At 43.6% G+C, this 13921-nt stretch carries 17 protein-coding genes; 9 read left to right on the top strand and 8 right to left on the bottom strand.

All coding sequences use genetic code 11. The features are described from left to right. Window positions 1-3 precede the first annotated feature (3 nt). Both R7Q09_RS06865 and ppiC read right to left on the bottom strand, forming a co-directional pair. A complete protein-coding gene (locus R7Q09_RS06865; RefSeq protein ID WP_047101728.1) occupies window positions 4-1308 on the bottom strand; it encodes an MATE family efflux transporter in 1305 nt (434 codons plus the stop codon). A gap of 343 nt (window positions 1309-1651) precedes the next feature. Then, a complete protein-coding gene (gene ppiC / locus R7Q09_RS06860; RefSeq protein ID WP_080276970.1) occupies window positions 1652-1993 on the bottom strand; it encodes a peptidylprolyl isomerase PpiC in 342 nt (113 codons plus the stop codon). A 214-nt stretch (window positions 1994-2207) separates the two neighbouring features. Between ppiC and R7Q09_RS06855 the strand changes: the two genes are divergently transcribed. Continuing rightward, a complete protein-coding gene (locus tag R7Q09_RS06855; RefSeq protein WP_005385059.1) occupies window positions 2208-3122 on the top strand; it encodes a chemotaxis protein in 915 nt (304 codons plus the stop codon). Window positions 3123-3202: 80 nt separating this feature from the next. Here R7Q09_RS06855 and R7Q09_RS06850 read toward each other — a convergent pair whose 3' ends face one another. The 4 genes from R7Q09_RS06850 to hutW form a co-directional block, all read right to left on the bottom strand. Next, window positions 3203-3739: an ATP:cob(I)alamin adenosyltransferase gene (locus R7Q09_RS06850; protein ID WP_005375333.1), complete on the bottom strand. Its 537-nt coding sequence runs from the start codon at window positions 3737-3739 to the stop codon at window positions 3203-3205. Between the two features lie 97 nt (window positions 3740-3836). After that, window positions 3837-4367: a heme utilization protein HutZ gene (gene hutZ, locus R7Q09_RS06845; protein WP_005375331.1), complete on the bottom strand. Its 531-nt coding sequence runs from the start codon at window positions 4365-4367 to the stop codon at window positions 3837-3839. Window positions 4368-4423: 56 nt separating this feature from the next. Further along, the gene (gene hutX, locus R7Q09_RS06840) at window positions 4424-4927 is read right to left on the bottom strand and encodes a heme utilization cystosolic carrier protein HutX (RefSeq protein ID WP_005385051.1); all 504 of its coding nucleotides are present in this window, start codon (window positions 4925-4927) and stop codon (window positions 4424-4426) included. A gap of 32 nt (window positions 4928-4959) precedes the next feature. Next, entirely contained in the window at window positions 4960-6330 is a 1371-nt protein-coding gene (gene hutW / locus R7Q09_RS06835; RefSeq protein ID WP_318070712.1) for a heme anaerobic degradation radical SAM methyltransferase ChuW/HutW, read from the bottom strand. Between the two features lie 160 nt (window positions 6331-6490). On the opposite strand from hutW, the gene R7Q09_RS06830 reads away from it, so the two are divergent. The 6 genes from R7Q09_RS06830 to R7Q09_RS06805 are packed head-to-tail and all read left to right on the top strand — an operon-like array spanning window position 6491 to window position 11072. After that, entirely contained in the window at window positions 6491-7237 is a 747-nt protein-coding gene (locus tag R7Q09_RS06830) for an energy transducer TonB (protein ID WP_064354554.1), read from the top strand. Next, the gene (locus R7Q09_RS06825; protein ID WP_005375324.1) at window positions 7237-7935 is read left to right on the top strand and encodes a MotA/TolQ/ExbB proton channel family protein; all 699 of its coding nucleotides are present in this window, start codon (window positions 7237-7239) and stop codon (window positions 7933-7935) included. Before R7Q09_RS06830 ends, R7Q09_RS06825 begins: the two co-directional genes overlap by 1 nt. Beyond that, window positions 7932-8345: an ExbD/TolR family protein gene (locus R7Q09_RS06820; protein WP_005375322.1), complete on the top strand. Its 414-nt coding sequence runs from the start codon at window positions 7932-7934 to the stop codon at window positions 8343-8345. The genes R7Q09_RS06825 and R7Q09_RS06820 overlap by 4 nt, the downstream gene beginning before the upstream one ends. Window positions 8346-8373: 28 nt before the next feature. Then, window positions 8374-9243, top strand: coding sequence for a hemin ABC transporter substrate-binding protein (locus tag R7Q09_RS06815; protein WP_085569330.1), 870 nt, complete (start codon window positions 8374-8376; stop codon window positions 9241-9243). A 9-nt stretch (window positions 9244-9252) separates the two neighbouring features. Further along, on the top strand, window positions 9253-10290 hold the full coding sequence (locus R7Q09_RS06810) for a FecCD family ABC transporter permease (RefSeq protein ID WP_053350537.1): 1038 nt from the start codon (window positions 9253-9255) through the stop codon (window positions 10288-10290). Then, window positions 10290-11072, top strand: a complete 783-nt coding sequence (locus R7Q09_RS06805; RefSeq protein ID WP_005385036.1) for a heme ABC transporter ATP-binding protein — start codon at window positions 10290-10292, stop codon at window positions 11070-11072. Before R7Q09_RS06810 ends, R7Q09_RS06805 begins: the two co-directional genes overlap by 1 nt. A gap of 112 nt (window positions 11073-11184) precedes the next feature. Here R7Q09_RS06805 and R7Q09_RS06800 read toward each other — a convergent pair whose 3' ends face one another. Further along, window positions 11185-11646, bottom strand: coding sequence for a TetR/AcrR family transcriptional regulator (locus R7Q09_RS06800; protein ID WP_318070713.1), 462 nt, complete (start codon window positions 11644-11646; stop codon window positions 11185-11187). A 607-nt stretch (window positions 11647-12253) separates the two neighbouring features. On the opposite strand from R7Q09_RS06800, the gene R7Q09_RS06795 reads away from it, so the two are divergent. Beyond that, entirely contained in the window at window positions 12254-12553 is a 300-nt protein-coding gene (locus R7Q09_RS06795) for a YfcZ/YiiS family protein (protein WP_005375307.1), read from the top strand. Window positions 12554-12641: 88 nt separating this feature from the next. Here the strand turns inward: R7Q09_RS06795 and R7Q09_RS06790 are convergent, their stop codons facing one another. Beyond that, a complete protein-coding gene (locus R7Q09_RS06790; protein WP_005375306.1) occupies window positions 12642-12914 on the bottom strand; it encodes a YnjH family protein in 273 nt (90 codons plus the stop codon). A 319-nt stretch (window positions 12915-13233) separates the two neighbouring features. Between R7Q09_RS06790 and R7Q09_RS06785 the strand changes: the two genes are divergently transcribed. Further along, window positions 13234-13833, top strand: coding sequence for a hypothetical protein (locus tag R7Q09_RS06785; RefSeq protein ID WP_005375305.1), 600 nt, complete (start codon window positions 13234-13236; stop codon window positions 13831-13833). The last annotated feature ends 88 nt before the right edge of the window (window positions 13834-13921 follow it).

The following is a 13921-nucleotide window of genomic DNA, read 5'->3' as shown; positions in this document are numbered from 1 at the left end:
GAATTAAAGACACTTTTGTTTAACTTGACCGAGGTATGGGAACAAGAAGACAAAACGCCCAACGTAGAACAAAGTGAATGCCAGCCACAAACCGTGGTTGCCCCAATATTGCACCGCAATAAATTGAGTCACAAAGAACAACACCATGGTTAGAAAGGTAGAGTTACGCACTGGTCGCGTCGTCCCTGTACCGGTAAAGATGCCGTAAAACGTAAGACCAAAACCAGCAACCAACGGGAATGCCAATAACCAAGGGCTCATGTCTAAATACAGTTCAACAAGGTTTGGCAAGGTGGTAAACAACATCACCACTTGGTGTTTGAACAGAACTAACAGCAAGGTCAAGACAACAACGAACGCCGCGGTCCATTGCGTGTTTAGCTTAATCACGTTATCAAGCAATGTCTTATTCTTCTGCCCTACTGCTTTACCTGCGAAGACGCTCGACGCATTCGCCACACCGTCGAACATGTAGCTGACGATAAAGGTCACTTGCATCAAGATTGCGTTCGCAGCAAGCACATCAGAACCAAGCTGAGAGCCTACACGCGCCATCATGTTGAAGAACACCAATAGACACACAGTACGAAGCAGCAGATCCATATTGGAAGACGCGATGACTTTGAGATCTTTACGCGTCATTTTTGCGGTCTGAATGTAATCAAACAGCGGGAAGCGACAGGTTTTCAACACCAGCACCGCACCAATAACAAACGTCGAAATTTGCGCGATAAGTGTCGCTACCGCAACGCCAGCAATGCCCATATCGAAGTACAACACAAAGACGATATCCAGCACGATGTTCAGCACGTTACCAAACACTTGCGTGAACAAGGTTTCTTTGGCTTTCGCCTGCCCCATCAACCAACCAATCACGGTGTAGTTCAGCAGTACAAATGGCGCACCAAAGATCATGATATCGAAGTAAATCTTAGCGTTTTCTGCCACAACTGCATCAGGGGAGATAATCAGCTCTGCCCCCATCCAAATCACGGACTGCAACGCAATGAAAATCAAGCCAAGGCAGAGCGAAAGCACGAAAGGACGGAATAAGCTGCTCGCTTGATCCTCTGGGCTATTTTTACCTAATGCTATTGCACTTTGCCCGGTAGTACTGACGCGGAAGAAGCCAAACAGCCAATACAAGGTATTCATGATGACGGTGCCTATCGCTACACCACCAATCATCTCAGCCACACCGAGTTTACCGATCACCGCGGTGTCCACCGCCCCCAATAATGGTTGGGTTACCGTAGAAACGATGAAAGGAAATGCGATTTTAAAATAGTCTTTATGAGTCAGGGACATCTTAAATTATGAACAGGATTAATTTTTATAAGGTCGCTATCATATGCGAATGGCGCCCGAACATGAACCAAAGTTCGCCAGCAAGGAATAGCATTGATAATTGATACAACCGGCAAACGTATCCTCATATCAAAGCTTGAAATAGAATAACGACTTATGAGAAAAGCCAAGTTAACTGCATATAAATGAGTTTCTAGTTTGGAAAGATTGGCGTTTGGTGGAGCATGGCAGATCAGAATGTATCTGCCATGTCATAACGGTAGTGATTGGTGAAAAGAGACCGTACAGATGATATTTAATGCTTGTGGGTTTCATCTGACAATGTTTAGGTCGATACCAAGCCTTATGTTCTGTAAAGCACCTTTACAACATGCCAACCGAACTTGGTTTTAACTAGATGCGGCGTTAACACTTCGCCAGAAAAGCACACTTTGTCGAATTGAGGTACCATTTGACCACGGCGGAATTCACCAAGGTCACCACCGCGTTTGCCTGACGGGCAAGTTGAATACTTCTTCGCTAATGTCTGAAACTTTGCGCCTTTTTTCAGTTGCTTGATTATGTCTTCCGCTTGCTCTTTGTGCTTCACAAGAATATGTAATGCGGCTGCTGTATTTGCCATTGATCTATCTCTCACTATTCTGGTCGCGCAAGTGTACCCAATCCTTTTTAACAGACCAAACATTTCTTAATAATAGCTCAGCGGTAAAGGCCCAAATACACGAGGAATAAAAAATCGTCTACATAATGAGTTTAAAATACAAACAAGTTTTGCTCAGTTAATCACTATTCTCTAAAAGATTGTCTAAAAAGCTCACATTTGTCTCTCCAATGGTTGAAGCCTTCGTCTGATAAGATTAGATTAGACACAATTCGGTGGTATTTATAAGGTTATTTTCATGGCAAAAGTCGTTAGCAAAGCGAATCAGTCTCAGGGCATGTTGATGTTTAAGCTCACCCTGCAACAGAGTTTCGCTATCGGTACGCTAAAAGTCCGTGAAATCGTCCCATACATGCCAACGACGAAGATCCCTTACTCGCATCATCACGTCATTGGAACCGTTACGATACGTAACTTAACAGTACCAGTGATCGATATGTCAGCGGCTGTTGGCTTTCGTCCTATAAGTGAAGAAGAATATAAAAGCTGCTACTTGATTGTGACAGATTGCTTGCGAACCGTGGTTGCTTTTATGGTTCGTAGTATAGAAAAGATCATTGAGTGCGATTGGAAAGCTATTGAAACGCCACCTCCGAGCGCTGGAAAAAATATTTTCGTGACTGGAATTACTCGCTACGAGGACAAAACTGTTCAAATGCTGGATGTGGAGCTGCTACTTTCCAAAATTTATCCGCAGTACGAGAATTCAAAGATCCCAATGCTGACAGATATTGAGCGAGAACGCCTAAAAGCACTCAGTATTCTATTGGTGGATGACTCTTCCATCGCTCGTAAACAGCTGTGTGACGCACTCGATAGCATCAATATTGGGTATCAAATCTGTAAAAATGGTTTAGATGCATTGGAACTGATGAAAAGTGACGCTGCGGCTCATCGCCCAATTGATATTCTGGTCAGCGATATTGAAATGCCCGGATTAGACGGTTATGAATTAGCATTTGAAGTTCAGAATAATTCCTCTCTGAACCATTCATACCGCATTTTACATACATCGTTATCGAGCGAAATCTGTGTAGACAGAGCTCACCAAGTTGGCGCGCATGAGGCACTTGAGAAATTCAATGCAGGAGAACTAATCGAAGCGATGCTTCGCGGAGCAAAAGAGCTAGAAGCCAAAGCTATGACTTCTTAACTCTTATTGGACGAGTTGATTTGAGAATATAATGCAGTACTTGTCCTATCCCTGATGCTCACATCCGCTAATTTCTCAGCTCACTTCTTTGGCATCGCGTAACTACGAGAAACGAATTCCGTCTCTTTGACTTGGTGAGCATGATTAATATAAGAAGCTAGGCTGTAAAGTACATTCGCTAATAAGTTCGCGTAACGAAACAAAATAGGTGCGGGCTGCTTCTTACCTGTATGTTCAACGGCAACTAATGCTCGTACCGTTTTTTTAGCTTGGCAACGGCACAAATGCAATTGACTGGCTGCCGGGTGTCCTCCGGGTAGAACAAAGCCTTTGAAGCCACCATCAATGCGTTGCTTGAGCAAAGCATAATCGGCCTTTAACTCTTCAACTTCCGTCTCTGTAATCGCTAATTTTCCGCGAACCGAACCATTTAGATGATAAACATTAGGCTGCATTCTTGTCAGTATATCGCGGCTAAACTCGTCCAATTCCATAGCGAGAACAAGGCCAATACGACTACAAAGTTCATCTGCTGTAATTTCAAAGTCACAAACCGGACTGTCCTCGTAAATAAACGGATAGCAAATCTCGCTCAATTCCTTGCTTACAGGTTTCATGCTTTTGTTCCAATATAAAAAAGGGAGTCAGTATAACCTAACTCCCTTTAAACGTTCATTATGCCAAATGATCGACATTCATATGATCGGTTTACAATCAGGCACTTTCGACTTTCTTGTGACCTTCTTGAAGGTGAACAAAATCGACTAAATCATCACCAGACACTTGATACGCCTGACCAAAACCTTTAACAAATAGCCCCGATTCTGGCTTTAAGTTGAACAAAACGAAATCCTCTAGCTGGCTTAGACCATCAATAATCTCACCAAAACGCTCTTTCATTTGTCCAACAACTTGTTGCCACATCTCTGTGTCTCGCTCAACTACATTTGCTACCGCATCAAAAGTTAAGCGCTTACGAGCAAACAGCTGCTTTGAAGACTCTTCATCTTCGATCATCATCAATGAAACGTTTGGGTTTTCTAAAAGGTTACGGGCATGACGAGCGATTTTAGAAATGAGAACGAAATAACCTTCCTGGTTTTGGACATAAGGCGCGTAGCTTACATTCGGGCGACCTTCTGCATCGACAGTTGCAAGCTGAAGTGTACGACGCTCCTGACGGAACTCTTTGATCTCTGGCCCTAAACGACCTTGCAAACGCTCTTGTTTAACTTGTTGATCCATATTGATACCTGACTTTACTAATTAGTATTCGAGTTAAGCCTCGATTATGTTTGTGATTACTTTTTTAATTCGGCTTGTAGGGCGCGAAATGCGGTGACTTGCTCTTCAATCAACTCGCGCTTTTCGTTACGGCCTAAATAAACCTTGAAAATATTGCTTCCGCACTCTGAGAAAAAACCAAAATAGTGACTCTCTCTACCCATAAACGGTTTACTGACTAATGCGACATTTTTAACGTTATCTAATTTAAGGTGGCCGTGCAGTTCACCTTCTCTACCCATTAAATTGTAATAGCCACGCGCCACTTTTCCTTTTGGAAACGGCGCTTTAACTTCAAAGATAGAACCAAAAGAGTGGACGATGGTCGTCACCGGGCCAAAACCAACCAAACTTTCTAAGATGCTTTGCGCTTGCTCTCCTGGTGCAATAGCCACCATTTCCTGAGGTAGAGCCGCAACAACCTCAAACTCGGAAATGCCAAGACGCTCTGCCATCGCAGCTGGCAATAATTGTGGTTCTTGCTCTAGTAATACTTCAACTTGTTGCTTGATTGATTCCATTGTGTCTTCCGTTTTTGTTCAATTTGTTTTCATTAATTATTGGATGCTTTCGGTACGGTTTCGTTCATCTCTGATGTGAGTACCTGAATACAACTTTGAGCCAATGACACTGCCCAGAAGCTGCCTGCAAGAGTAAGGACTGCGCTACGTTCATGTAGTTGTACTAAGCCTTTCGCTTGCCACACTTTAAATAGAGGCAATAAAAACCCGAACGCGTCCTCTCCCATAAATGATGGAAGTTGATTTGCTTGAACAATGCCACGGTCAAACGCAGATTTGAGTGCAGAAAAAAGTGGTTCTAGAGGGCTTTGCTTCATCATCATCGCGATGGTGCTTTGACCTTCTTTGACCGCTTTAATATAGGTCTCTAGTGTGCGGTGTTGCATCATCCCGTAGCCACCGATATTACCTCCAGCACCACAGCCAATTGGCAATACCTCTGCATAAGTCTTGGCTAAACTATTGTATAAACTACGCTCGCGGTTATCGATTGCCCAATGGTTCACGCTCAGTTGCTTCATATGGTGTTTGGCCATAAAGTTCACACCGAGCTCGTACATTCCCGCTTTTTCTGGTGTGGTCGCAGGTGGCGGGATTTTTCCCTTTTCCACGAGGTTGAGCATGGGAGCTGACCCACCAACCACTAACTGATACAAGTCCAGTCCGTGTGCGCCAGTCGAGAGGAAATCATTTAAATCTTGCTCTAACACTTCTTTGGTTTGATAAGGTAAGCCATAGAGTAAATCGATAATGACCGGAATTTTGTCTTCTTTGGCGATCTCGCTCACTCGTTTGAGGACATCTTCCCTATCATCTAAACGTTTTGCGCTGCGGCGCACTTGTGTATTAAAACTTTGCACACCAAAAGAGAAACGATTAAAACCACCCTCTAAAGCGCCTTGATACAACTCATCAGAAAAGCGATTGATGCGGCCTTCTAAGGTGATTTCGCAGTCTGCAGCCAAAGGAAAGTGGTCTCGGATAGCCTGGCCTAACACACGAACCTGTACTGGAGATAAATCCGTTGGCGTTCCGCCCCCGATATATACGGCGTGAAAAATACCATTTTGTGTCCAAGGTAATGCCGCTTTATCTCTAAGCTCCTGCATTAATGCTTCAAAGTACTCATCAACCAGTGTGCGACTTGCAGCATTTTGAAAGAAGTTACAAAAAGTGCAACGAACGCGACAAAACGGAACATGAATATAAAGACAGCGTTTATTGGCCGCTTTAATTGAGTTAGCCGTAATACTCGAAAAAATCGCCTGTTGTTGAGACGAGGGCACAGGTACGCTCGCTCCCCCGGCATGTGCAGAATGCTTCTTAACAAAAGCAAATCGCAATGGATCAGGACTATCACTGCCCAACACTGATTCATCAAGCTTATCGATATCGACGCTCATATATACTCGCTTAACTCCCATCATGTAAGGGATGGAAGCTGATCTTGAAAATTCTGCAAGAATCATAATTTGAGCGTAATGATAATGCAATTGATAATTGATCTTATTTCCATTGTAAGTAATAATCTGCCCAAGTTTTCATAGTTTCCCGAGATATTCCGTGAACGTACAAAGATATGTCATTGCAGGAGGTGCTTCCCTTGCCATCCATGCCGCACTTCTTTTTGTTTCTCAAGAGACAAAGGTGTTCGCGATGCCGGCTGGAAACCCAGCAAGTTCGGTAAGTCTAAATCTTGTGTCTGCTCCTCCCGCTGTCGAAAAATCTACACCAGAAAATGTAGCACCACCAAAAGAGCAGCAGCCTCAAGACCAACCTGAACCAGAAAAGAAGATTGTAAAAAAACAGGTCGTCAAGAAAGACGCTGTTAAGAAGAAGGTAGTAGAGAAAAAACCTGAACCGGTTAAACAATCTAAACCTAAAGCGGTCGAGCCCACCAAAACCGTAACAAAGCAAAAGGTTCAGCCCGAAGCGAAACCAAAGAAAAAAACGGAACCAGTGAAGAAAGAGACGGTAGCTCAACAATCCGCACCTGCGAGCCAATCCAAAGGGGCAACGTCTCAGCCTGTGTTGGTCGACAAACCAACGTTTGTGAGTCAACCAACACAACCCCGTTACCCAAGGTCTGCACAAAGACGCGGTATTGAAGGTGTAGCCTTGTATGAGATATGGCTAGATGAGAATGGTAACCAGATTAAACAGGTTTTGATTGAGTCTTCCGGCACAGAGTCGCTAGATGCCTCAGCACTTCGTGCGATCAAACAGTGGCAATTTACACCACATATTTCAGGTGGGCTAAAAGTCGCTCACCGAGTACAAGTACCTGTTCGTTTTAAGTTGGATGGATAATGGAACAACTACAAGAATTACAAACTCAATTTGGGCTGATGACATGGCCTTTGATCATTTGCTCAGCTCTAACCGTGATGATCATCGCCGAGCGATTATTCCATGTGTTAATTAGCCTTGGTGTAGGAAAGCGAGCCATTCGCCAAAAGCTCACAGGATTAGACCCAACAAATGGGAGCGAACTTGAAGCACTTGCTGAAGAGTTGTCGAATAAGCGGCCGCTTCTGTACCGTGGTGTTGCGATGTTGCTTGCTCATCATTCTTTCTCGAAATCTTTAAGAGAAGATGCCGCAGGTATTTGGCTGCAAGAAAAACGCCATCAGTTGCATTCCGGCCTTCGTTTGCTGACGCTGATTGGCGTCATCAGCCCTTTAATTGGCTTGCTTGGTACGGTACTTGGCTTAATTGACATGTTTAAAGGCATCGCGGTTTCAACGGGGAATATCACTCCGAATGATTTGGCTGACGGCCTAGGTCTTGCTATGCGCACCACTGCCGCGGGTCTCATTATCGCACTTCCTGCCATTTCAGGAGCGCAGATCATTGGTTTGTGGGCGGATCGTGTAATCGCCAAGCTTGAGCACACTTTAAACTACGTCAACTTATGGCTTGAAGGTATCTCGTTACAGCATGTCTCGCCAGACCACTCAAAAGTAACACTGCGCTCTTCTGAGAAGATTGAGGCAGCAACTAAATGATTAAAACACCACAAGAAAATAGTCGTAACGGTTTAACCCCCGATTTAACACCGCTGTTAGACATTATTTTTATCGTCATGGTTTTCCTGATGTTAACCGCAGCGGTCAAACTCGATTCATTAGACGTCAATTTACCGAGCACAGAATCTCAGGCTGTTGCAGATGTCGATAAGCAATCCATCACGGTAAATATTCTTAAAGACGAGCCTTACTGGGCTATTAACGGCAAGACATATATCGATTGGGACAACTTTACCCTCGCGCTGTTAGAAGAGAGTAAGTCAAGCGATAAACCGATTGTAATTGGAGCAGAAAAAACCGCGAATATTCAGTCGCTAGTACAACTTCTCGGCTTTTTACAAGAAAACGGAATTCAAGCAACTCAGTTACTCACTGAAGAGCCATCATAAAAATAAGTAAGATAGAGATCCTTTCAAAATGAAGAACACACGCATCACTATTCATGCTGTTGTCACGGCAGCTATTTCCCTACTTGCGAGTAGTCAACTTTTTGCCAATGAAACGCCATCCTCAGAGCGCGTTGTTAGCGCAGGCAGCGCCGTCACTGAACTCTTGCTTGAACTCGACGCTAAAGATAGCTTGGTTGCTATCGACGTCACCAGTCAATTACCAAAAGGGATGGAACTGCCTAAAGTGGGCTACCATCGTCGTCTTTCAGCGGAGGGGTTGCTCGCCTTACGTCCGACAAAAGTCATTGGTTCTGATGAGATGGGGCCGAAAACAACATTGAGCCAATTGAAATCGGCTGGCGTAGATGTAGAAATTGTTAATACTGATGCAAATGTCGAGGGCCTTTATCAACGTATTGATCAAATTGCGAACCTTATGGATCGCAAGGCTCAAGCTGAAAGCTTAAAGCAAGATGTCCAGGCGCAAGTACAAGCACTCAATGCAAACCAGCCTAATCAAGCAAAGAAAAAGAAAGTGCTCTTTCTGCTGATCCATGAAGGGCGACCTGCAAATGTTGCGGGCTCACAAACGACACCCGATGCAATTATTCAACTCGCCGGCGGACAAAACCCAGCCGCTACACAACTCTCGTCTTACAAGCCTCTATCCACAGAAGCGATGGTAGAGATGCAGCCTGACGTGATTCTTGTTAGTGGTCGCAGCTATGAAACGTTGGGTGGTGCCGATGCAATTTTAAAAGCAATGCCGCTTCTTGCTGCAACACCCGCTGGAAAGAACAAAGACATCATAACGATTGATGGCCATGCTCTGGTAGGTGGTTTGGGCCTTAAAAGCCTTGCAGAAGCTAAACGCTTGAATGCACTGCTTTACCCATAGAGACATGACATGTTGTTAAGACGCATCCCCCTTTCAACGACGTTATCAGTGCTTAGTGGATTTTTAGCATTTATTGCTATCGCCTCTATTACCGTTGGCCCAATGAACATTAGCTTTGCTGACAGTTTGCGTAGCCTAACGGGAGGCAGTTCTGATCTCGCTCCTCACATTCAGTTGGTCATTAACGAAATCCGATTGCCTCGCACCATTTTGTGTATGTTCATCGGCGCCATTTTGGCAATTTGTGGTGTGGTTATGCAGGGCTTGTTCCGTAACCCATTAGCCGAGCCTGGTATCATTGGTGTGTCTGCTGGCGCTGCTCTTGGTGGTGCATTCGCTATTGTTGTATTTGCTGAATTTAGCCAAAACTATCCGCAACTAATGAACTTAGCGGCTCTGCCTCTTTTTGCTTTCCTTGGCGGTGCACTAACGACTATTCTCGTTTATAAACTCGGCACAAGTAAGTTTGGTACCTCAGTTACAATTATGTTGTTAGCCGGCGTTGCCATCAGCGCGCTCTCGGGGGCTGCGATTGGCTACATGAACTTTATCGCAGATGATCAGATGCTGCGAGATTTGACGCTTTGGTCGATGGGCTCATTAGCTGGTGCAAATTGGTCAGGGATTGCTCTATCTGCTATAACACTCGTCATCCTATTGCTCTGGTTTCAGAAGAAGTCGATGGCGCTGAATGCTCTGTTGTTAGGGGAATCAGAAGCAAGACACTTAGGAGTTCCGGTTCAAAAACTCAAACGTCAGCTTATTTTACTTTCTGCACTGGGTGTTGGTATTACGGTGAGCATCAGTGGTGCAATTGGCTTTATTGGGCTCGTGATTCCTCACTTAGGGCGCATGCTCGCTGGGCCTGACCATCGAACGCTATTACCAATATCTGCCTTAATGGGAGCACTGCTTCTTACTGCCGCAGATATGTTTGCTCGTGTTGCCGTGGCACCAGCTGAATTACCAGTTGGAATCGTGACCGCATTGATTGGCGCGCCCTTTTTCATCTACTTATTGTTCCAGCAAAAAGGGAAGATTTTGTAATGAACCAGATCGTTTTATCGGGGAAAAACATTTCGATGACGTATGGCAACCGTGTGGTGCTCGATGACATCAACATTGATATCCGAGCTGGTGAAGTGACCGCCCTACTCGGCCCCAATGGCGCAGGTAAAAGTACTTTGCTCAAGCTTCTATGCGGTGAGATCTCTTCGAATCATCACATCACCTACTTCGGTAAACAAAAGCATGATTGGGAGCCTGAAAAAAGCGCCAAACATATTGCAATGCTCCCGCAGCACAGCACCTTAACCTTCCCATTTCTAGCCAGAGAAGTAGTAGAGCTGGGGGCAATACCGCTATCACTGTCCAATAAAGAAACCACTAAACTGGCTTTACATTACATGGAACAAACCGACGTATTGCATTTAGCAGAAAGCCTGTACCCGTCTTTATCTGGTGGAGAAAAGCAACGACTGCATCTAGCACGAGTGATGACACAACTACATCAATCTGGCGAAAAACGAATCTTAATGCTTGATGAACCTACCTCAGCGTTGGATCTCGCCCACCAACACAACACGTTAAAGATTGCTCGTGAAACGGCAAAAGCACAAAACGCAGCGGTGGTTGTGGTGTTACATGACTTGAATCTAGCCTCTCAGTACGCAGACCGCCTTGTACTCTTGCATAACGGGAAACTAGTTTGTGATGACACGCCATGGAATGCACTAACGTCAGAGCGCATTGAGCAAGTTTATGGCTATCGATCTATTGTGACAAAACATCCGACGCTAGACTTCCCTCAAGTGCATGCCGCAGCATAAAGCGTATCTCCTCTAAGCCGTCTCTAAAACACTTCGATACGACAAAGGCCCGCAATATGAGAGTTGCGGGCCTTTGCTTTGATAGTGGCAGAATTTGGTGCTTTAAAGGCTATTACTTGCTCATTTGGATCAATGATCGACCAATCAACCACTCAAGCTCTTTGTCACCACCCGCACCAAACTGGCTTTCAACCATTTTGTATAAGCGGTCAATACCATTAGCAGCAAATTCTTGCGCATTTTCAGCGGTGACAATGTGATGGAATAGCAGTCGTAAAATCGCGAGAAACTCAGCATCTTCCAGCGCTTTAATCCAACTTTGTGAAAATGCATTTAATCCTTTATCAAACTCTAAGTGTTCAATAAACATTTTAAAGATACGGCCATCCAGTGCGGCGGTGAAGTCCGTTTTCTTAGGGAAGTGATGGCTAATACCGGTACGCGATATACCTGTCTGCTGGCTTAGCGTCGTGTACGACATTTTGTCGTAACCTAATCTGATTAGCTGATCAATAACGGCATCCATGATCTTTTGGATAGTGATTTCGGTATCTTCTTTACTACGCTTTGGCATATTTTAAGCTCTTCTCTTTGTAAATCCATCTAACTCACTATTAAATGAGGCCAGAATGAAATCATTCTTAGCATTATACCCGGCTCGCCGATGCGGTTCGATTAGCGAAAACCTAGAAATCAGGTTGCTAAGCGCTGCACTTGAAAGCGCTTTGGGTATATGTATTGCGACTATTTAATATCATGTCGAGTTCCAAACCATAACGTCTTTACACTGCGTAATGTGTAATTTTCAGTTATGTTTTTGTCAATACATGCTACTCAAAATAAGGCGAAAAGTTAGTCTCATCAAAACCTTGCGCCAATTATTCATCGAAACTATTCAAAGACCAAGAATGATAATTATTAAAAATAATCAATCAAGAAATAGTCTTATAAATTAACCATTAGTTCAACTGGACTGAGCAAAATCTCGTCACTATGTTCGTTAATTGATTTTAAATGTTGATATATATCACATTAACGTTCTTGATGATTTAGTAATCCAATCTTTAACCCTTACTTAACAAGTGCCTATTCTGTTCCTTTTTTACGCAAAAGTCGTCATTTTTGTAGATACAGATCAAATACCTGATAGAATACCCTTAGTATTTACAAGAGGATTCGTTATGAGTGTCGAATTAGAAAAAAACCAAGTATGTGAGGCCTGCGGCTGTGCTGGCGAGATAGGCTTTATCATCAAAGAAGGTGACGAAGTTGCCGACGTAACGGTTTTCGCACAGACAAAAACAGAGCTAGAGTCTGAACTACAAAAATACATCGAGCTCGCTAAATCAGTATGTGCTGATGTTGAATACAATGTTTCAGAAATAACCGAAGAATCGAACCAAGCGACGGCTCGATTCAAATTTGAAGTAAGTGCTGAAAAACTTATCTTTGAATTAAAAACTCGCTCACTCGCGCGTTAATGAAAAAAGCGAGCATGATGCTCGCTTTTTATTTTTCCAATCTCTTAATCTTAAACCGCTCTAAATGAAACAGACAACTTCGGCGCGTTTATTTGTCTTTTTTGAACACGACCCACTTTAACGAGCCATTGGTTTCAAAATCGTTCTCAGCGGTACACATCAGTAATACGCCTTCAACATTAATCACGGCCCCTGTGGTGTAGGCTTTATCATCGTAGTAACAGATACGCTGACCTACCTTACCGTCAGCAACTATTAGCGCTTTGTTTTCTGGTGTACTGTATGATTTAGCAAAAACGGAACCCGACAGCAGTACTGCAAAAACACCAGCGGTAAAAATAGATACACTTTTTAACTTCATGAAAATCTCCCTCAAACCTCAATAATACTAACAAGGACCCTTGTGAAGTTCTTGGAAGAATCTCATATTATTCAAATATCTACTGATATTTTTCTCACCTCTACGCTTGAATCTGCTTCACATTCAATCATTTAATTTATCTCATTTTAGTAAGCTTGAAGTTACTTAGCGCAGTAAAGAAGCGCACACTTTTAACGTGTATCTCTAATTTGAATATTTAAGTTATGAATCAAAAACTGTGAGCAAAAAATGCATAATAGGTTTATTTAAGTATAAGATAAGCACCTGTTGATCTCGGTATTTAACTAACTCTTTGACTATGCGTTTTGTTTCCCTATGCCTTACTTCAATCCTGCTCTGCTCGTCTCCTTTGGCATATGAGCTAGATTACTATTCTAAGTTTGGTCACATCGATAATTACGGCAATCTTGATCTTAGAAACAAGCCTTACACCCAACTACCCTCTGGCCTAGTGGTAAAGGGCAACTTAAACATCTCACAAACCCCTATCAAAACCTTGCCTAAAGGGCTTGATGTTGAAGGCAGTCTGGAAGCAACTAACAGCGCACTCAAAGTTATTCGCTCAGGAACAAAGATAAAAGGCTATGCAAACCTACTAGGTAGTAAGATCGAAAACTGGCCTAAAGGCATCAAACTAGGCGGTTACCTAAATCTGACAGATACACCGCTAAAAGCGCTTCCAGCTAAACTTCGAGTAAAAGGTGATCTAAGTGTTATTCGCACTCCCATTTCTGATCTTCCTGAAGGATTGGTGGTTGATGGTAATCTTTATATTGGAGGATCAGCGCTGAAAGTATTTCCAGACACAATGACGGTGAAAGGGAATATCTATTTAGGTGGTAACAGGATCACAAAATGGCCCAGCAATTTAACCCTTGGTGGCGCCGTCGCACCTTAAAGAGCAGATAAGTAAATTACCACCTTCTAAAGAAGGTGGCTTTGTGTGAGCCCCCTAAAAGGGGGCCTTTGTTTAGTCCAGCGCCAAT

The sequence above is a fragment of the Vibrio sp. 2130-1 genome (assembly GCF_033339515.1).
Note: the sequence above shows the minus strand (reverse complement) of the source record. Positions and strands in the feature narration are given on the sequence as shown.

Coding starts and splice junctions, on each gene's coding strand:
- R7Q09_RS06825 (WP_005375324.1), top strand. CDS start 7,237: ATGGAACAACTACAAGAATTACAAACTCAATTTGGGCTGATGACATGG.
- R7Q09_RS06785 (WP_005375305.1), top strand. CDS start 13,234: ATGCGTTTTGTTTCCCTATGCCTTACTTCAATCCTGCTCTGCTCGTCT.
- hutX (WP_005385051.1), bottom strand. CDS start 4,927: ATGGAATCAATCAAGCAACAAGTTGAAGTATTACTAGAGCAAGAACCA.
- R7Q09_RS06800 (WP_318070713.1), bottom strand. CDS start 11,646: ATGCCAAAGCGTAGTAAAGAAGATACCGAAATCACTATCCAAAAGATC.
- R7Q09_RS06865 (WP_047101728.1), bottom strand. CDS start 1,308: ATGTCCCTGACTCATAAAGACTATTTTAAAATCGCATTTCCTTTCATC.
- R7Q09_RS06805 (WP_005385036.1), top strand. CDS start 10,290: ATGAACCAGATCGTTTTATCGGGGAAAAACATTTCGATGACGTATGGC.
- R7Q09_RS06850 (WP_005375333.1), bottom strand. CDS start 3,739: ATGAAACCTGTAAGCAAGGAATTGAGCGAGATTTGCTATCCGTTTATT.
- R7Q09_RS06855 (WP_005385059.1), top strand. CDS start 2,208: ATGGCAAAAGTCGTTAGCAAAGCGAATCAGTCTCAGGGCATGTTGATG.
- hutW (WP_318070712.1), bottom strand. CDS start 6,330: ATGAGCGTCGATATCGATAAGCTTGATGAATCAGTGTTGGGCAGTGAT.
- R7Q09_RS06795 (WP_005375307.1), top strand. CDS start 12,254: ATGAGTGTCGAATTAGAAAAAAACCAAGTATGTGAGGCCTGCGGCTGT.
- R7Q09_RS06815 (WP_085569330.1), top strand. CDS start 8,374: ATGAAGAACACACGCATCACTATTCATGCTGTTGTCACGGCAGCTATT.
- hutZ (WP_005375331.1), bottom strand. CDS start 4,367: ATGGATCAACAAGTTAAACAAGAGCGTTTGCAAGGTCGTTTAGGGCCA.
- ppiC (WP_080276970.1), bottom strand. CDS start 1,993: ATGTTTGGTCTGTTAAAAAGGATTGGGTACACTTGCGCGACCAGAATA.
- R7Q09_RS06790 (WP_005375306.1), bottom strand. CDS start 12,914: ATGAAGTTAAAAAGTGTATCTATTTTTACCGCTGGTGTTTTTGCAGTA.
- R7Q09_RS06810 (WP_053350537.1), top strand. CDS start 9,253: ATGTTGTTAAGACGCATCCCCCTTTCAACGACGTTATCAGTGCTTAGT.
- R7Q09_RS06820 (WP_005375322.1), top strand. CDS start 7,932: ATGATTAAAACACCACAAGAAAATAGTCGTAACGGTTTAACCCCCGAT.